This is a genomic window from Lacrimispora sp. YZC11 (genome assembly GCF_057543815.1).
On sequence record NZ_BAAJYQ010000005.1, the window covers coordinates 240,739 to 260,467 of the forward strand.

Below are 19,729 nucleotides of genomic sequence, written 5' to 3' on the forward strand. Positions count from 1 at the left end.
TGCTAAAATCCTTTTCTCCCGTCATAAGCAATAAAAGGGACTTTGACGATTCAGTCCTGCTTCTTTCGATTATAGAACATAACCTTTAAAAAATCCACCCATTTCCCTATTTCCCGGATGCAGCAAAGCGCCCCAGCCGGATTGCCGGGGCGCCATAAACACCTTATTCTGTTTCCAGATTCTTCTTTAACGCCGCTAATATAAGGCAGCCTGCCGCAGAACCAATGATAACGGCTATCAGGTATCCGAAAGGATTTCCAATGGTAGGAAGGACAAAGATACCTCCATGGGGCGCCCGAAGGGTACAGCCAAGAGCCATGGAAAGACCGCCTGCTACTGCAGAACCTAAGATACAGGAAGGAATTACACGGATTGGGTCAGCGGCTGCAAAGGGGATAGCTCCCTCAGAAATAAAGGACAATCCCATAATATAGTTGACCAGGCCTGACTGACGCTCTTTATCCGTAAATTTCTTTTTGAAAAATGTGGTGCAGAGCGCAACTGCTATGGGTGGTACCATACCGCCTGCCATAACCGCCGCCATAATATCAAAATTACCTTCCGCCAGCTGAGCCGTACCAAACACGTAAGCAGCCTTGTTCACAGGACCACCCATATCCACGGACATCATGCCGCCAACGACAGCACCCAGGATGATCTTGCTGGTACCGCCCATACTGTTTAACATGCCCGTGATTCCGTCGTTAATAGCACCTACAAAAGGATTGATAAAGGTAGTTGCCACGGCTACAAGGAAAATACCGATCAAAGGATACAAAAGAACAGGCTTGATTCCTTCCAGGGACTTTGGAAGCTTGCCGAATGCCCTTTTAAGCATGAGCACAATGTAACCGCCGATAAAACCGGCTAACAAAGCCCCAAGGAAGCCTGAGTTCACACTTCCTCCCGCCGGGTTTGCAAAAGTGGCGCCCATTTTAGCAATGAGCCCGCCGACAAATCCCACTGCCAGACCAGGACGGTCTGCAATGCTCATGGCAATGTATCCAGCCAAAACCGGAAGCATCATGCCAAAGGCCTGTTCCCCGATGGTTTTTAAGTAAGCGGCCAGAGGGGTGTTCTTACCAAAGTTAGAAGGATCAATGGAATAATCGTCAAACAGGAACGCCAGTGCGATCAAAATTCCTCCGCCGATAACGAAAGGAAGCATGTGGGAAACACCATTCATCAAATGCTTATAGGTGGAACGGCCGACATTTTCCTGGTCCCTGTCCTCTGATGAAGAAGCAGACTCTGAATGATGGTAAACAGGAGTCTCCGGGCTAACCGCTTTTTTGATCAGCTCTTCTCCCTTTTGGATGCCTTCCGTTACAGTGGCCATGACCACCCGCTTTCCGTCAAAACGGGCCATATCCACATTCTTATCCGCTGCTATGATGATTCCGTCCGCTGCAGTGATCTCATCCTTAGTCAGGGCATTGCCGACGCCTTCTGCTCCGTTGGTTTCCGCCTTAAGCGAAATCCCAAGCTTCTTCCCTTGCTGCTCTAAGTTCTCTGCTGCCATAAAGGTGTGGGCTATTCCGGTGGGACATGCAGTCACTGCCAAAACCTGATATCCGCTGCGGGCCTTTGCCGCAGGTCCGGTTTTTTCTTCTTTCTTCTGATACCGTTCTGATTCCTTATCGTCGATGAGCCGTAAAAATTCTTCCTTTGATTGGGACTTTATTAAATCACTCTTAAAATCCGGATCCATGAGAAGAGTGGAAAGCCTGGATAATGCCTCCAAGTGAACATCCGCTTCTCCTTCCGGCGCTGCGATCATAAAGAACAAATGGGCAAGTGAACCGTCAAACGCTTCATAATCCACGCCCTCCGGCACTACCATGGCGGAAAGACCCGGCTCCTTTACTGCTGCCACCTTTGCATGTGGAATGGCGATTCCTTCCCCCACTGCCGTGCTGCCCAGGGCTTCCCTTGCCAGAATCCCTTCCTTGTATCCGGCCTTATCCTTAAGCCTTCCTCCGGCATCCATTAAGCCGATCAGCCTGTCAATGGCCTCTTCCTTGCCGGAAACCTTTACTCCCAGTTCAATGCTTTCCTTTTTCAGCAGTTCTGTAATTCTCATCAAAACCCCTCCTTTGATAATTCTTCATACAGTCTCATGATATCTTCCTTGCCTGCAAGCCCATCTGAGAAGGCACTGGCGCTTCCCGCTGCGCTTCCCAGGCGCAGGGCATGCTTATAGCTTCCATTTTCCAGGTAGCCTGCAATAAATCCTGCAACCATGGAATCTCCTGCTCCCACAGAATTCTTCACTATTCCCTTTGGCACTCCCATGCGGAACACTTCTCCTTCTTCCGTAATCAGGATCGCTCCGTCTCCTGCCATGGAAATCAGCACATTACCGGCGCCTTTTTCCTGAAGGCGCTTTCCATAGTAAGTAATCTCCTCCGGGCTGTGAAGCGTTACGCCAAACATCTCTCCCAGCTCGTGATTATTGGGCTTAATGAGGAACGGATGATAAGGAAGTACATTAATAAGCAGATCCTTTGTTGCATCCACCACGATGCGGACTCCCCTTCCGTCTAAAGACTCCATGATCCGCTCATAGATGTCATCGTCAATGGATTTTGGAATGCTGCCGGATAAGACCAGTACATCCCCGGCCGTTAAACGGTCCAGCTTTTCAAGAAGCTGCTTAACGTCTTCTGCGGTAATCTCCGGACCCATGCCGTTGATCTCTGTTTCTTCCTGGGATTTAAGCTTCACATTGATTCTGGACAGACCCTTTTCAACGTGGATAAAATCCGCCTGAAACCCCAGGTCTTTGACTCCCTGTTCAATTTCCTCTCCAGTAAATCCTGCCACAAAGCCCAGAGCGGTATTTTCATACCCCAAAGCCGATAAAACCGCAGATACATTCAGTCCTTTTCCCCCGTAATAGATGCTTTCCTGCTCCGTTCTATTGACTGCTCCCAGTGTGAAGTGATCTACCCTTATGACATAATCCAATGCCGGATTAAATGTTACGGTGTAAATCATATGTCACCTCTCCTTTTATATATAAAATTTTATTTCTTCCCTCTCCTATAATATAATACGATTTATTTATTTCGTCAACACGTTTCTTCGAGAAATATTATTTCTCGGAATTTTTCAGGAATATGCACAATTTATCTATAATATCCCGAAAAAATGAACCAGCTTTTTATGCTAATTGACCTTTTAGTATTCCCCGAAAGAGTTCAAAGTACTCACACCCAATTCCCTATATAAAAAGCAGATTTACACAATCATCCTAATCTTGTGCAAACCTGCTGTCCATATACTCTCTATGGGATATTTTTATTAAAAATACTTTTTCTTTAATGTAAATCTTGCAATCTGTTCTTTAAGCAGCTGTGCCTGTGCCGATAATTCCTGGCTTGTCGCAGCGCTTTCCTCTGCGATTGCAGCATTGGTCTGGACAACATTTGAAATCTGATCAAGACCGGTTGTAACTTCTTCTAAAGAGGAAGACTGCACTTTTGTTTTTTCTGAAATTTCAGCTATATCAGATATGATTTCTTTGGCGCCTGCCACAACATTTCCAAGTGAAGCCGCTGAGATCTCTGCATATTTAGCACCTTCCTGTACGGAACGAAGAGAACTTTCAATTAAACCGGTAGTATTCTTAGCTGCTTCCGCACTCTTTGACGCAAGATTTCTAACTTCATCAGCAACAACTGCAAATCCTTTTCCTGCTTCTCCGGCTCTGGCTGCTTCGACCGCCGCATTAAGAGCCAGTATATTAGTCTGGAATGCAATATCTTCAATCGTCTTAATAATATTTCCAATCTGGCTTGAAGTCACAGTAATGTCATCCATGGCCTTAAGAAGTTCATTCATCTGTTTATTACTGTTTTCCAATTCTGTTCCAACAGTCACAGCCTTATCATTCGCATTTTTCGCATACATTGCACTTTCCTTAACCTGATTGGTGATTTCCATAATTTTTGCAGAAAGTTCTTCTACCGAACTTGCCTGTTCAATTGACCCCTGACTCAATGACTGGGATCCGTCTGAAAACTGTCCGGCACCGGTTGCCACCTGTTCAGCCGCCACTCTCATTTCGCTGAAGGTATCATTTAAGGAATCTAAGATACGGCTTAAATCAATTTTTATTTTATTAAAATCTCCTATAAAGTCTTTTTCAATTGAAATATCCAGATTGCCTGATGCAACATTTTCAAGCACCTTTGAAATTTCATTGATATAGCCGCCCAATACTTCTGAGGTTTCCGAAAAAATTTTAGCCAGCAATCCTAATTCATCACTTTTATAAATTGTATCCCCATTGCTGTGAGAAAGATCACCGTTTCTCATCTTGTCTGCCAGCTTCATGACTGAGTCCACTGGAGCAAGGCCTTTCTTTAGTGCCATAATACTGACCAATATCAGTACAATTAAACCAATCATACCAATGCCCGCTAATGCGAATGTTATCTTTGTTACTGAACTCATAGCCTCGCTTTCATTCACCACAAAGGCACTTGACCAGTTAACATCGGTCCCATCTAATTTTAATGCTTTATGAATGACCAGTGCAGATTTTCCATTAGAGTAAGAATTCTTAATTGTATCAGTTACCGACGTTCCACTTGCTACCGCCTTCTGAATCGAGTCATAACCTGAAACAGACTGCGGCACGCTGCCAACGATTCCTTTGTCTACTGTATGAGCCAAACAAGTACCATTGCCTGTAACAATATAGCTATAGGAAGTCTTATATCCTCCGTCTGCGTAATCTAATCCTGCAATACTGGACATATCTATATCGCAATTTGCGACTCCTAAAAATTCGCCATTTTCATTTACAATAGGGCTGCTCAATGTAATCAGCCAAATTTTTTCTCCAGTGGAAAGCTGATACTCATATGGTTCTGTTACATGAGTAGATAAATTTGTTTTTGCAGGTAAATAATAATCTGCATTTCCATATGTATCAAAATCATTTAGAACATCGAGCCCAGTTCCGGAGCCATCACGGAAGGCATAATAAGAAAGTCCTTTGGGTGTATCCGGCATAAATTTGTTTGGTTCAAATGCGTAATATGCCGAAAATATCTTATTATTGCTTAATACCCCCTGCAAAGATTTTACCAGCATTTTGTTAGCTTCATCCGCTTTAAGTGTTTGATATCTCTGCACTTCCAAAGATAGTGCCTGGGAAAATACGAGCATGCTATTCAAATACGACTGCACTTCTTTTGCATTATCATCTGAAATATAATTTAACTCTTTTTCCGTCATTTTAGTTACGGTGGCACCCGTTAACAGACTTAAACAGGAACACATTGCGACAATGACAATCAAAATTATACTTGCCATGGTAATTGGAATCTTTACTGAAAGTCTGTTTTTCCATAGTATTTTTTCTTCGTTCATCTTAATCTCCCCTTTTAACAGTTATTCCCGGGCAATTATTAAATTGCCCGATCCATCGGCTTTACTGAATTATATCGGCTTGGATGAATTCATTAATAAGTTTTCAGTTTCATCTTTTCTTGAATTTTACAATTGAAACACACTTTATGGCTATAAGGGGATTACGAGAAGATTGCGTGGAAGAAGGCCCTGAAGGTAAAACAAACCGCCGGTTTTGAAGTGCACCTCCAAACATTGTATAAAATTTAATGTTTGGAGGTGCACTTCAAAACCGGCGGTACTGATTTATTTTTTATCATCGGAAATAGCGATTTCATGACGCCTGATGCGGTCATGGGAGCCTTCTTTGCTGACTGATAAAAACAGATATAATATTTCAATTACTGTGGTTGCCGATACTCTGGAAAAGCAGAACTCTCCCAGAAGGAGCTTTTCCCTGGTAGCCGTGGTAATATGGTAATCACAGGCCTGGCCAAGGGGGGATGACGGATTATTTGTAATGGCAATGGTCTGCGTATGGTTTTCCTTTGCAACCGCCACCAGAGTCATCAGCCGCTTGGAAAAGCCGGAATTGGATATGATGATAATAGCATCCTCTTCCTTAAGGTTACAGGTAAAAGCCATCTGCGTTTCCCAGATGGTGCCGGATACGGCAGGAATCCCCAGCTGGTTGAACTTAAAGGAGCCATCCAAAGCGACGGGTATGGTATTTCCCACGGCCACCAGCTGCACGGTTCTGGCATGTTCGATCACAGACAGGATCCGTTCCAGCTCTTTTGGATCCATCATGGATATGGTCTGGGTCAGTTCCACCACCTTATTTGCCAATATATTCTGCAGGGACTGGGCAATGCTGTCCCTGCTGATGTCATTGGAAACTTCAATGGAATTACCCCTTTCCTCTGCCACCTCCTTTGCCAGATTGATCTTTAAGTGATGAAAGCCGTTAAATCCGCACCTCCTGCAGAATCTGGACACGGTGGCATCACTTGTTCCGCTGGCAAGGGCCAGCTCCGCTACCGTCATATCGATTATTTCACTTTTATTTGCCAGGATATAATCCGCAATCTTTTTTTCCGCTTCAAAAAACGAATCATAGGATGAGCAGAGAACACCGGATACGCTAATATTTTCCTGCATAAACAATCTACCTCGAATTTTGTGTAATTTTATTTCATAATTATATCACGACATGAAATATATTGTAAAGAGGCGCTCCCTGCTTTTCCCTTCTGTTTTACTCCTTTTTCTGAAGCTCACACTCCCAGGTATTGTGGTCGTTTCCCGTATCCTTAAGGATTATGCCGATTTCATCAAACATCCTGCTGTCAGGCAGATTCCTCTCCCATAGACGGAATGCTTCCTCTGACCGTATCTCCTTTGCATCAACGGGGATCCCTTCACAGTATGCCCTGTTAATATCTCCATACAACTCCGCCATCTTTTCCACCTGCTCATCCGGCAGGTTCTTAATTCTTTCCGAAACCTGGCTGCTGACCACCTCTATAAGAAATTTTGTCCCGTATTCCTTGAATTGAAGAAGATTTTTATCGGAAATCCCCGCTCCTTTTGCCCAGCGTTCCACATCCGTTTCTTTGGTGGTATAAACCAGCCTTTCATCCTCGGTCCATTTAAGTATGCCGTACCTGCAGGGGGAAATGGCAAAGGAGTCAGCAACCACTTCACTGATATGGTACGCCTCCCCACTCTCTCCCGGCTCCGGCTTATGCTTTTTCGTCCTCTGTAAGTGCAGATGGCCGCTTATGTAAAGAGGTATCCGGTAAGATTCCAAAAGCGAGATAACATTCTGGCTGTTTTCCAGAGTGCAGTCGGTTGGATAGAGAATGCTTTCCTTAAGCAGGTTATGGTGAGCCACCGGAATCACGGTTATCCCCAGCTCCCTTGCCTCTTCAAGCTGCTCTTTCATCCACGCAAGGGTTTCTTCTTTGATCCTTCCCCCAACCTTGTTAAGGGGTTCATACTGGGCAGAATCAAGCATCAGAAGCCAGTTTTTCTCATCCAGCTCATATACATAGCTTAAAGAATCTTCATCCCGGCTCCTCGCCTGGTCGTACCCAAACCGGCGGTATATATCATAAAACCCATTAGGGTCCACGATATCTGCCCCTTTTTTCTCCTTGCCGAAATAGGAGGCTGAAAAATAATTGTTAATATCATGGTTGCCGGGTATGACAAGCACCTTTACTCCCTTTTCTTCCAGTATTTCAAGTTTTTGCGCCAATGCTTCATGGCCTGCCTTTTCCCCATTAAGAGTCAGATCCCCGCTTAAGATCACGGCAGAGGGCTTAAGTTCTTCCATTTCAGCCGTAAATGCGTCCATGAGCTGCGGAATATAATGGACCAGCTTTCCATCGTCACGCTTTTCCATCTTCTCAAAGGCTTCCCCGTAATCCGTAAGCTCCGGAGAATAATAATGGACATCAGAAGCGACTACGATCACCGGAGGCTTATACTCCTCGGTCTCTTCCTCTGTTTCATCTCCCGCAGCAGGCTTATCCGGCTGTCTTTTCCTGATCTCTTTCTTACGTTCCGGTTCCGTCATCCGGCCGCCTGTTTCTGTCTCAGGGGTTATATGTTCTTTATCATCTGTGCTTTGCTCCTGCTCCGGGCCGTCTGAGCTTTCCTCATAAGGACTGCCGGACGTTTCCTTCCCGTCACGGTCGGTGGTATCCAGATGATCCACAACCATGACAATGCCAAAGCAAAGGAGAATCATGATTGTATAAATCAGGACCAGGAGCCAGTTCTTTTTTCTTCTGTTCATGTTATTCCACAAAGATCCCTTTCCACTTCCTGTCAGTTTTATCCTATGGAATCATAACATGCTTTCCCAAATCCGGCAACCATTTATCCTCAGCAAAAGGCAGGAAATGCAGGTGATCCGCTGGGCGGAAAACGACAGAAAAGCCGCGGCTGGCACACATGGACAGCCACGGCTTTTCTAAGTTATTCATACCACCTTGTCATGGGTAAGTGATTGTTTATCCCCTTGGATACAAGAATCTGATGGAGATCAATGACCCCGTTATTGAACGTGGCGGCACAGGAGCTTAAATATAAGTCCCACATTCTGGCAAACTCTGTTCCCATTTTCTCCTCGATCTCCTGACGGTGGTCATTAAAATTCTGCCCCCATAAGAGCAATGTCCTGCAATAATGACGGCGAAGACTTTCCACGTCCAGGGTGTAAAACCGGTGTTCGCTTAAAATATTGATCATTTCCCGAAGGCTTGGTATGGTGCCTCCCGGAAAAATATATTTCTTCATCCATGGATCACCGGGATATTCCTTCAGAGCACTGATGTAGTGAAGAAGCAGCAATCCGCCGGGATTTAGCACCGCCTCCGCATTTTTTACAAACAGCTCGTAATTATCCCTTCCCACGTGTTCCAGCATGCCAACGCTGACCACCCGGTCAAAGGTTTTTCCGCAGCTTTCTAAATCCCGGTAATCCATTAATTCCACCGACACCCTGCCCGTTAAGCCTTCCTCCTTGATCCGTTCTTCAAATTTCTTTTTCTGCTCTTTGCTTAACGTAATTCCAACTCCCTGTACCCCATATTCCTTGGCAGCCTCAATCAGTAAAAATCCCCAGCCGCAGCCGATATCCAAAAGGGTCATATCCTTTTTTAAGTACAGCTTCTTTAAAATCCTCTCTACCTTATTGCACTGGGCATCGTGTAAGGTATCACTTTCCGTCTTAAAATATCCGCAGGAATAGCTTAAGGTATCGTCAAGCCAAAGGCGGTAGAAATCATTGCCGATATCATAATGGGAAGTGACCTCCTTCTCCTGATTCTTTTTGGACTGGGATGAAAAAATCAGTTTTCTAAGCTTTCCCTGATCCATTGAAAATTTCCCCATCTGACCCAGGAAATGATTCAATGCATGATACAGATCCCCTTCCACATCCAGGGTTCCTTTCATATAGGCTTCTCCCAGTGCCAGCGAAGTGCTGGTCAGCAAATCCTTACCCTCAATATCCTTTTTTAAGTTCACGATAAACGCCGGATTCCCCTCCCCGATATGATAGGTCTCTCCGCGGAGCTTTACATCAAACGGGTGCTCGTCAAATCTCTGAAGAAAGGTAATTAAAAAGTTGTCTGTCATGGTTTTCATGGCTTTTCCTCCAATCTGCTTTTTTATTCCTTATGAGATTTTTGCCCGTTTTTTATGATTTCATAAGCCTTCTTTTCAGCAAAGTTCCATTTTTTCAATATCAGGGGTATTCTGCAAGACATTTTTTATGATCTGTGTTAAAATCTAATAAAATTACTTACAGGAGAAGACAATCATGAATAAGCAGAACAATTTATACGGACACCTGGCCGCCGGATTCTCCATATTCGTATGGGGAACCACTTTTATCTCCACCAAAGTTCTTCTTGAGGCTTTTACTCCTCTTGAAATCTTGTTTTTCCGCTTTCTCATCGGCTATGCCGCCTTATGGCTGGCTTGTCCCCGCCTTTTGCGTACGAAAAGCAAAAAACAGGAATGCCTTTTCGCAGCCGCTGGAATATGCGGTGTTACCTTATATTTTCTTATGGAGAATTTTGCACTTACCATAACCCTTGCTGCCAACGTCAGCGTGATCATAGCCGTAGCCCCATTTTTTACAGCCCTGTTTGACTGGCTGTTTCTAAAAGGGGAAAAACCCGGTCCTCGTTTTCTGGCCGGATTTTTGACTGCCATCATAGGAATCAGCCTGATCAGCTTTCAGAGCTCGGCTGGTATGAGTATAAACCCCAAGGGAGATTTTCTTGCACTTGCTGCCGCTGTTACCTGGGCCGCTTATTCTGTAATCACAAAAAAAATAGGAGAATACGGCCATGGGACCGTTGAAACAACAAGGCGCATTTTCTTCTATGGCCTTTTGTTCATGGTTCCTGCACTGGCAATTCTCCCCTTCCGTCTAGGCTTTTACCGCCTTGCTGACACAAAGAACTTATTAAATATTCTGTTTTTGGGTCTGGGCGCTTCCGCCCTATGCTTTGCCACCTGGAATTTTGCCGTAAAGGAGCTGGGCTCTGTAAAGACCAGCGTATACATCTATGCAGTCCCGGTAATCACTGTGATCTCATCCATGCTCCTGTTAAACGAACGCATAAGTTTCCAGTCTGCCTGTGGAATCGCGCTGACCCTGGCCGGTCTTATGGTTTCTGAAAGCAAAACCCGTTCAAAAGGCTTTCGGCTCTGGCAGAAAAAACAAGGTTCTGCCCAAAATTAATTTCCTCATCTCCCAGAGTGCATATGGAAAGAACATACCCCCCCTCCAGCATGGTCTGATGGTACGATGCACCTGGGACAGAACATGCAAAAGAAGCCTCCTCCTTCCATTCAAAAGAAATGGTAGTCAGGGGGACTGTGATACCTAAGCCTGTCGCTTTTAAGTAGCTTTCCTTTAATGTCCATATGCGAAAGAAATACTGGGAACGCTCTGACTCCGGTATTTCCTCCATGCGGTGTCTTTCGGCATCAGAAAAAACCTTTTTAATGATATTTTGCCGGAAGGGCCGTATCCTCTCCACATCGATTCCCAGCTGCCTGTCTCCAATTGCGCAGGCCACCATGCCATCCGTATGGCTGATGTTATAGTGGATGTGAGGAAAGTCCTTTAAATATGGTTTGCCATGCTCCCCTTTTAAAATGACCGGCTGATCCTGTAATTCAGAACCGATTCCATATAAATCCTTCAATCCAATACGAAGAAGCTCTTTTCCAAGCCCGTGCTCCTGCTCCCGTTTTTTCTTTCCTTGGGTTGCTTCATACCTTTCCAGATAAATCCGTACCATACCGTCTTAAACCTTTGTCTAAATCCCTGTCCTGTTCCACGCCCGGTTTTCCACCGGACATCCATGACCGAAATATACCTTTCTTGCGCCAAGAGCGCTAATCTTATCCGCACTTTTTAACATCTCCGCCCTGTCCCAATACACCAGGGACAGCCCGGGATAAAACATGTTCATCAGCGCATCTCCTACTATGACAGCCTTTTCATCAAGATCAATTCCTATGGATCCCCTGGTATGACCCGGCAGCCCCATGATCCTGGCGTTGATTCCATAATCCTTCAGCCAGTCTCCTTCATTTACAAAAATTTCCGGGGTAAACTCTGGTATCCGGTCCGTTTCAAAGCTTTTCGCCGAAACCTCCGCAACCGCCATTCCCAGCATCCCCTGAAAACGGAGAGATTCCTTAAATTTGTCCTTTATAAGGTTTAAATCCTCCTTATGAAGGGCTACCGGTACTCCCAATTCCTTTTTTAAATAGGCCGTATTTTGCACATGATCCGCATGACCATGGGTGAGCAGGATCAGTTCCACTTTTGTTTTCCGGCACTGGGCCAGTATTTTTTCTTCAGATCCGTTCCTTCCTGTATCCACAAGAATGGCTCTTCCATGTTCCTCAATCAGATAACTGTTCACACTCCCGCACCTGATCCGCTTTACTTCTGCCAACTTTTTTCATCTCTCTTTCAAATACGTTTATTTCTCCGCCGGAAAATGCCTTCGGCGCCATTACGCTATTGTTCATTGTATTGAAAGAAGGCCTTGTATATTCCCGATTTTTCTTCTATCTTTTTCTGTATATACAATCAATTACTCCGTTTTCCGGCTTCGCGGATACCAGATTTCTTATGGCTTATAGCATATCATCTTTTGTCTCTTTCATCAATTCCTTTTCCAATATGTAACAAAGAGTCTGTAAGGCAGACTCTCCGCCGGCGTATGACTGCTTCAACAGATAAAAAAGGCCCTGCAGGTCTTAATGACAGACATGCAGGGCTTTCCCCATTCCTTATGACCGCCGGATATGGAATGCATCCATTCCCGGATAAACCGCACTTCCTCCCAGTTCTTCTTCAATCCGAAGCAGCTGGTTATATTTTGCCACACGTTCGCTTCTGCTTGGTGCTCCTGTCTTAATCTGACACGTATTAAGAGCGACTGCCAGGTCTGCGATGGTGGTATCTTCCGTTTCACCGGAACGGTGGGAAGCAATTGCCGTGTAACCTGCGCTGTGAGCCATCTTAATCGCCTCAAGAGTTTCTGATACGGAACCGATCTGGTTGAGCTTAATCAGGATGGAATTGGCGCATCCGTTTACGATTCCTCTCTTTAAGCGCTCCGTATTGGTAACAAACAGGTCATCTCCAACCAACTGGATCTTGCTGCCCAGCTCTTTCGTAAGCTTTTCCCAGCCTTCCCAGTCTTCCTCATCAAGGGCATCCTCAATGGAATAAATGGGATATTTTTCACAAAGCTTTTTCCAGTGCTCAATGAGTTCCTCAGAAGTAAAATGCTTGCCGCACTTAGGAAGGATATACTCTCCCTTGTTCGCTCCCTTCCACTCACTGGAAGCTGCGTCCATGGCCAGAACAAAATCACGCCCTGGTTCATAGCCTGCTTTTCTGATTGCCTCAAGAATCAGTTCAATGGCAGCTTCGTCGCTGTCCACATCCGGAGCAAAGCCGCCCTCATCTCCCACAGCGGTAGCCAGGCCCTTTGCCTTTAATATGGACGCCAGGCAATGAAATACTTCTGTACACCACCGGAGTCCCTCTTTAAAACTGGAGGCTCCTGCCGGCATGATCATAAATTCCTGTACATCTACTGTATTGGCAGCGTGAGCTCCGCCGTTTAAAATATTCATCATTGGAACCGGGAGACGGTTGCCTGTAATTCCGCCTAAGAAGCGGTAAAGGGGGATTCCCATACTCATAGCCGCTGCTCTGGCGCAGGCGATGGACACTGCCAATATAGCATTGGCTCCCAATCTGGACTTATCTGTTGTCCCGTCTGCGGAAATCATTGCCTGGTCAATGGCGTAAATGTCGGAAGCATCCATTCCCGTGATGGCGTAATGGATCACTGTGTTGATGTTATGAACCGCATTTAAGACACCTTTTCCGCCATAGCGGGCCTTGTCCCCATCCCGAAGCTCCAGAGCCTCAAATTCGCCGGTAGACGCACCGCTGGGTGCCGCTCCCCTGGCTATGGTTCCGTCTGCCAGATGTACCTCAGCCTCTACGGTAGGATTTCCTCTGGAATCAATAATTTCTCTTCCTATTACTTTTTCAATCTCAAGATAATTCATGGTTTTTCTCCTTTTCCTTTAAATGGTTTTCACACTGGAAAGGAGCCCTTAAGGAAGCTCTTTCCAATTTCCATGTTCTCATCGTTGATCATCATATAAAAACTTTTCTGATGCCGTTCTGTAAGCTGGATCCTCATTCCAAATCCCAGGAATGGATCGCTTTGGCAGCCATACTTCATTAATATGGCTTATTTCCATAATTATTATGAGTTAGTTACTCCTAATTCATAGAATGATCATAGCACATTTTACCAGAAATTTCAATACAGACATTGATAATTATTACTGACTTTTCCATCAAAAGAAAAAAAGCTTCTGCCCCTGCCTTACGGAGGGACAAAAGCCTGAAATATCTGCGGTATCATCCAACTATTCTCAATTCTCTTACCACAGTTTTTATATTAATTACAGAAACGCCTGTAACATAAAGTTTATAATAAACAGAATTGTTGCCACTATAATAATAGGATTCAGCTCATTTGCTTTCTTTTTGCAGATCTTTACGATGCAGTAGAAAATAAACGCCGTTGCAATACCATAAGAAATGCTGTAGCAAAGTGCCATAAACACACCTGCAAAGAAAGCAGGAATTGATTCTTCCAACTGAGTCCAATCAATCTCCTTGAACGAAGAAATCATCATACACCCAACAATAACAAGGGCCGGAGCTGTTGCCACAGATGGAATTGCACTGATAAAAGAGGCTAAGAATGCACTTAAGGCAAAGCAAACAGCTACAACTACGGAAGTAAGACCGGTGCGCCCGCCGGCTCCGATACCTGCTGCACTTTCCACATAGGTAGTAGTGTTTGAGGTACCAAAAATTGCTCCAATGGAAGTCGCTGTCGCATCTGCAAATAACGCCTTATCCATCTTGGAAGAGAACCCTTTGCCTGACTCTAAGGAGGCTTCGTCTTCCGCACTAAAGATTCCGCTTCTGCGGCCTGTTCCAATGAAAGTTCCGATTGTATCAAATGTATCGGATAAGCTGAAAGAGAAAATGGTAATCAGTACAAGAGGGAGCTTCGTCATATCGTTAAATAAGGCGGGAAGTCCGTCTGCCGTAAAAATTACGCAAAAGGTTGTTGGAAGCACTGACAATGCCTCTGCGAAATTAACGGTATCACCTGTTTTTGTAATGCCTAATGGAATGCCGATCAAAGTTGTTAAGACAATGCCAATTAAAATACCGCCCTTTACGTTCATCACGGTCAATACAACGATTAATACAAGACCTATAATAAATAAGACAAGAGCTTTTGTTGTGATAACAGACATTGCGGGAACGCCAGCCGCAAAATTGATTGCACCTGCATTCAAAAGACCTATGTATGCAATAAAGATACCAATACCCCCGCCGATCGCATTTTGCAGACTTACAGGGATAGCTTTAATAATATACTTACGTATCTTGGTTACAGTGATTAAAATATTAAGGAGTCCACAGATAAAAACCATTGACAAAGCCTGCTGCCATGTAAATTTCAGTCCAAAACAAACCGTGTAAACAAAAAATGCGTTTAATCCCATACCAGGTGCCTGAGCATATGGTACATTGGCCACAAGGCCCATAACTAAGGTACCTATAATCGCAGAAATGATGGTTGCTAAAAATACTGCTCCCCACTCCATGCCTGCCTGGCTTAACGTATTAGGATTTACTATAATTATGTACGCCATGGCAAAAAATGTGGTGATTCCGGCTATTACCTCAGTTGTGACATTCGTTCCGTTTTCCTTGAGTTTAAAGAACTGCTCCATGGTAAAACTCCTTTTTCATTTTATTTTAAGAGGCCTGCGCTTCTTAATTACCATTTTATTATAATCTTTTTTTATCATTTCTTCAAGAAAAATTAATAGAATTTTAATGTTTTATTTATTATTTATATTAATTCTATATATTAGAGTGATTAATATATATGAAATGTTTCATTAATCTCACTTATTTAACAGAGGTTGGCCGGAACGCAAAAAAATACCGGAGAAATGCAAAAAAGATTTCTTTGCACTTCTCCGGCATTTCTGCCGACCATATTACAGCAGCCAGAAGTCTGTTTTATCCTCTCCGTATTCCAGCCGGAACCGGAGCCTGTCAAAAAACTCCTCCAGAGCCTTATAAAGCTCCTCCCATTGTCCGCTGCTGTTTTTATCATGGAATGATTCGATCCAGCAGGACTGCTTCCCGCAAGCATCCCTTAAATGAATTTTAAATTCCAGGCCTTTGCCCTTTATAAATTCATTGCATTCCAAAATCTCGGTAATGGAAACAATCTTCATATACGCCTCTATTCCTGACCCTTATACTTCCTTGCCTGCTCTTCAATGAACTCCAGATCATCAAAATAATTGATCTTCATGGCTTCCTTCACGCCCTTTAAAGTACGAGCCGCCGCTGCTTCAGCCTTATCGCTCCCCTCTTTTAATATCTGGTATACGTAAGGAATGTTGGCCTCGTATTCTTTTCTTCTTCTGCGGATAGGCTCTAACTCTGCCTGAAGGATGCTGTTTAAGAACCGTTTCACCTTCACATCGCCTAAACCGCCCCGCTTGTAATGGTCCTTAAGCTCGTCAAGATTCTTATAATCAGGCAGATACTTTTCAAAATCTTCGGCCTTGCAGAAGGCATCTAAGTATGTGAATACTGTATTTCCTTCCACTTCTCCCGGGTCGGAAACCTGGATGTGGTTAGGATCTGTATACATGCTCATGACCTTTTTCTTTACTTCCTCTTCCGGATCGCATAAATAAATGCAGTTTCCAAGGGACTTGCTCATCTTGGCCTTTCCGTCGGTTCCAGGAAGCCGTAAGCAGGCCTTATTAACAGGAAGCAGGATTTCCGGCTCTACCAAAGCCTCTCCGTACACGGAATTAAACTTACGCACAATTTCCCTTGTCTGCTCAATCATTGGCTCCTGGTCTTCTCCTACGGGCACTGTGGTGGCCTGGAACGCCGTAATGTCAGCCGCCTGGCTGATCGGATAGGTAAAGAAGCCTACCGGAATGCTGGTTTCAAAGTTCCTCATGGCAATCTCTGATTTCACCGTAGGATTCCGCTGCAGCCTGGATACGGTTACCAGATTCATATAGTAAAAGGACAGCTCCGTAAGCTCCGGAATCTGTGACTGTATGAAAAGGGTACATTTCTTCGGGTCCAGCCCGCAGGAAAGGTAATCCAGCGCAACCTCAATAATGTTCTGACGAACCTTTTCTGGATTGTCGGCATTGTCCGTAAGTGCCTGGGCATCCGCAATCATAATAAAAATCTCGTCAAATTCACCGGAATTCTGCAGCTCCACCCTGCGCTTTAATGAACCAACGTAATGGCCGATATGGAGCTTTCCGGTGGGCCGGTCCCCTGTTAAAATAATCTTTCCCATGTTTGTACCTCCAGATGTTTTGTATCGTAAATCAGTAGTGCAGTGGGCGAATCCGTTGTGCAGCGGGCGGATCCCCAGTGCAGCGGGCGAATCCCCAGTGCAGTGGGCGAATCCGTTGTGCAGCGGGCGAATCCGTTGTGCAGCGGGCGAATCCGTTGTGCAGCGGGCGAATCCCCAGTGCAGCGGGCGAATCCGTAGTGCAGCGAGCGAATCCGTAGTGCAGCGGGCGCTGCACTACGGATTCGCTCGCTCACGGGCATTCGCCCTATGAAACAGGACAACGGAGAATTTTCTTACGTGCGAGCACGACGAAAATTTTCCGTTGTCCTGTTTCGCACTACTCATTGCTTTCGTGGATATTATACCATTCATTCTGTATTTGTCAATCGGGCGGTTTATTTTGTCTGAAAAATTCCCTCCGCATAGTTTACGGAAGCCATGGCATCCCGGCAGTACTGGTCTGCGCCAATGGTCTTTGCATATCCTTCCGTAAGTACCGCGCCCCCTACCATTACCTTTATAGAAGGATCAATATCCCTAAGCTGCCTGATGGTCTCCTCCATGCTTGGTACCGTGGTGGTCATTAGAGCGCTTAAGCCTACCAGCTTCACGTCATCCCTTACCGCAGTTTCCACGATTCGTTCCGGAGGAACATCCTTTCCTAAGTCAATGACATCATAGCTGTAGTTTTCCAGGAGGACCTTAACAATATTCTTTCCGATATCATGAATATCTCCCTTGACCGTAGCCAGGATGATCTTTCCTTTTTTCTCCTGTGCCACGCCGCTTTCGGCCATTTTCTCCTTTATAACCTCAAAGGCTGCCTTAGCTGCCTCCGCACTCATAAGAAGCTGGGGAAGGAACACCGTTCCATTTTCAAAGCCCTTTCCCACCCGGTCCAGGGCCGGGATCATCTCTCCGTTTATAATAGCCAATGGCTCCTGCTCCCTTAAGAGCTCTGTCACTGCCCCATATGCCCGGTCCTTAAGACCTTTTGCAATGCTTTCCGCCAGGGTCATCTCCCCTCCGGAAATACCGCCTGCCAAAGAAGAGCTTCCCTGCCTCACCGTCTCACCGAGAGTGGCTACCTGGCCGCTGTAAACCGAGATATAACCGCTGCACTGAGGGTCCAGATCCGCAAGGGTCCGATAGCTGTAAAAGGAACGCATCATGGCTTCTGAATTGGGATTTATGATGGCTGCGCTTAAGCCATTTTGAAGGGCCATTGTAAAAAAAGCAGCATTGATGATTTCCCTCTGGGGAAGCCCGAAGGAAATGTTGGAAACGCCCAGTATGGTTCTGCCTCCCAGCTCATCCCGGACCCTCCTTAAGGTTTCAAGGGTGGTCAGCGCTCCCTGGCTGTCAGAGCTGACAGTCATGCAGAGAGCATCTATAATGATGTCTTTTTTCTCAATTCCATATTCTGCGGCCTTTTCATAGATTTTCTTTGCAACAGTGATCCTGCCTTCTGCGGTTTCCGGAATGCCGTCTTCATCAAGGGCCAGGGCGACTACAACTCCTCCGTACCGTTTTACCAGAGGAAAGATGGCCTCCATCACTTCCATTTTCCCATTTACGGAATTAATCAGAGGCTTCCCGTTATAAACCCTCATTGCCCGTTCCATTGCCTCTATATTGGAGGTGTCGATCTGAAGGGGCAGGTCGATGATGCTCTGAAGCTCCACTATCACCTCCACCATCATGGAAGGCTCATCAATTTCCGGAAGTCCCACATTCACATCCAGGACGTGTGCTCCATTGTCCTGCTGGGCCACTCCCTCCCGGAGAATATATTCCAGATTATGATCCCGGAGCGCCTGTTTAAATTTGGATTTTCCCGTTGGATTGATCCTCTCCCCGATGATGACCGGGTCGTTGTCAATCACAACCGCCTGTGCATAGGAAGATATCACGGTCCGGTTTTTCTTATCCGGCAGCCTCACAGGAAAATCCTTGCAAAGAGCCACTGTTTTCTCAATGTGTTCCGGCGTGGTTCCGCAGCACCCGCCGATCACACAGGCCCCCTCCTCTGCAATTTCCTTCATGGCAGCCGCAAATTCTCCCGCATCGATATCATATACCGTTTTCCCGCCTTCGCTTCTTGGAAGTCCTGCATTAGGATTCACGATAACAGGTATGGAAACCACCTTCATGATGTCCGTTAATATGCCCTTCATCTGCACCGGACCCAGGCCGCAGTTGATGCCCAGGGCATCAACCCCCAAGCCCTCTAAAAGAGCCACCGTGGATTCTACGTTCCCTCCGGTCAAAAGCTTTCCTTTATCATCAAAAATCATGGTTACAAACACAGGAAGGCTGCAGTTTTCCTTTGCAGCAAGCACAGCCGCCTTGGCCTCATAACTGTCGCTCATGGTCTCAATGAGCACCAGGTCCGCTCCCTCCCGTTCCCCGATTTTAACTACCTGGGAAAACATCTTATAGGCATCCTCAAAGTCTAAATCTCCCAGAGGCTTTAAAAGCTTACCTGTAGGGCCTAAATCAAGGGCAATATACCCCATTTCCTTACCGGCCGGATAAGAGGCTGTCTCCACCGCTTTCCTGGCGTTCTTTAACGCTGCGGTCACTACCTCTTCTAAATCAAATTCCGCACCTTTGTGGAATTTCAGCCCATTGGCTCCAAAGGTATTGGTCTTTATGATGTCCGCACCTGCTTCCAGATAATCACGGTGAAGCTTTGAAATGATATCCGGGTGCTTCACATTCCATGTCTCCGGCAGTTCTCCCGGCTCAAGGCCGCTGGCCTGCAAAAGGCTACCTGTTCCACCGTCGAAAAATACCATCCTCTTCTTTATCTCTTCTAAAATCCCTGCCATATATTCCTCCATCTG

Annotated in this window: 14 protein-coding genes; 1 reads left to right on the top strand and 13 read right to left on the bottom strand. The window is 45.5% G+C overall.

What is annotated here, in order from left to right:
• Positions 1-163: 163 nt before the first annotated feature.
• From AC27IJ_RS04245 to AC27IJ_RS04270, 6 genes are all read right to left on the bottom strand, one after another.
• Positions 164-2,083 (bottom strand): PTS fructose transporter subunit IIABC, encoded by a 1,920-nt coding sequence (locus AC27IJ_RS04245; protein ID WP_487147626.1) that lies wholly within the window; start codon positions 2,081-2,083, stop codon positions 164-166.
• Complete coding sequence (gene pfkB / locus AC27IJ_RS04250) at positions 2,083-3,000, bottom strand: 1-phosphofructokinase (protein WP_487147628.1); 918 nt, start codon at positions 2,998-3,000, stop codon at positions 2,083-2,085. The genes AC27IJ_RS04245 and pfkB overlap by 1 nt, the downstream gene beginning before the upstream one ends.
• Before the next feature lie 306 nt (positions 3,001-3,306).
• Entirely contained in the window at positions 3,307-5,385 is a 2,079-nt protein-coding gene (locus AC27IJ_RS04255; protein WP_312503436.1) for a methyl-accepting chemotaxis protein, read from the bottom strand.
• A gap of 285 nt (positions 5,386-5,670) precedes the next feature.
• Complete coding sequence (locus AC27IJ_RS04260) at positions 5,671-6,525, bottom strand: MurR/RpiR family transcriptional regulator (protein WP_487147631.1); 855 nt, start codon at positions 6,523-6,525, stop codon at positions 5,671-5,673.
• 97 nt (positions 6,526-6,622) lie between these two features.
• Positions 6,623-8,170, bottom strand: a complete 1,548-nt coding sequence (locus AC27IJ_RS04265; RefSeq protein ID WP_312447390.1) for a metallophosphoesterase — start codon at positions 8,168-8,170, stop codon at positions 6,623-6,625.
• 182 nt (positions 8,171-8,352) lie between these two features.
• On the bottom strand, positions 8,353-9,525 hold the full coding sequence (locus AC27IJ_RS04270) for a class I SAM-dependent methyltransferase (RefSeq protein ID WP_487147634.1): 1,173 nt from the start codon (positions 9,523-9,525) through the stop codon (positions 8,353-8,355).
• Positions 9,526-9,700: 175 nt separating this feature from the next.
• On the opposite strand from AC27IJ_RS04270, the gene AC27IJ_RS04275 reads away from it, so the two are divergent.
• Positions 9,701-10,633, top strand: a complete 933-nt coding sequence (locus tag AC27IJ_RS04275; protein ID WP_313155881.1) for a DMT family transporter — start codon at positions 9,701-9,703, stop codon at positions 10,631-10,633.
• On the opposite strand, the gene AC27IJ_RS04280 is transcribed toward AC27IJ_RS04275, so the two are convergent.
• From AC27IJ_RS04280 to AC27IJ_RS04310, 7 genes are all read right to left on the bottom strand, one after another.
• Positions 10,557-11,198, bottom strand: a complete 642-nt coding sequence (locus AC27IJ_RS04280; RefSeq protein WP_312447396.1) for a 4'-phosphopantetheinyl transferase family protein — start codon at positions 11,196-11,198, stop codon at positions 10,557-10,559. The genes AC27IJ_RS04275 and AC27IJ_RS04280 overlap by 77 nt on opposite strands.
• A gap of 18 nt (positions 11,199-11,216) precedes the next feature.
• Complete coding sequence (locus tag AC27IJ_RS04285; protein ID WP_312447399.1) at positions 11,217-11,864, bottom strand: MBL fold metallo-hydrolase; 648 nt, start codon at positions 11,862-11,864, stop codon at positions 11,217-11,219.
• Positions 11,865-12,204: 340 nt separating this feature from the next.
• The gene (gene eno, locus AC27IJ_RS04290) at positions 12,205-13,503 is read right to left on the bottom strand and encodes a phosphopyruvate hydratase (protein ID WP_312503441.1); all 1,299 of its coding nucleotides are present in this window, start codon (positions 13,501-13,503) and stop codon (positions 12,205-12,207) included.
• 405 nt (positions 13,504-13,908) lie between these two features.
• Positions 13,909-15,264, bottom strand: a complete 1,356-nt coding sequence (locus tag AC27IJ_RS04295) for an NCS2 family permease (RefSeq protein WP_312447401.1) — start codon at positions 15,262-15,264, stop codon at positions 13,909-13,911.
• Between the two features lie 273 nt (positions 15,265-15,537).
• The gene (locus AC27IJ_RS04300) at positions 15,538-15,780 is read right to left on the bottom strand and encodes an RDAC family protein (protein WP_312447403.1); all 243 of its coding nucleotides are present in this window, start codon (positions 15,778-15,780) and stop codon (positions 15,538-15,540) included.
• Between the two features lie 8 nt (positions 15,781-15,788).
• Positions 15,789-16,880, bottom strand: coding sequence for a tryptophan--tRNA ligase (gene trpS / locus AC27IJ_RS04305; protein WP_487147639.1), 1,092 nt, complete (start codon positions 16,878-16,880; stop codon positions 15,789-15,791).
• Between the two features lie 395 nt (positions 16,881-17,275).
• A complete protein-coding gene (locus tag AC27IJ_RS04310) occupies positions 17,276-19,714 on the bottom strand; it encodes a homocysteine S-methyltransferase family protein (protein ID WP_487147641.1) in 2,439 nt (812 codons plus the stop codon).
• Between the last annotated feature and the right edge of the window lie 15 nt (positions 19,715-19,729).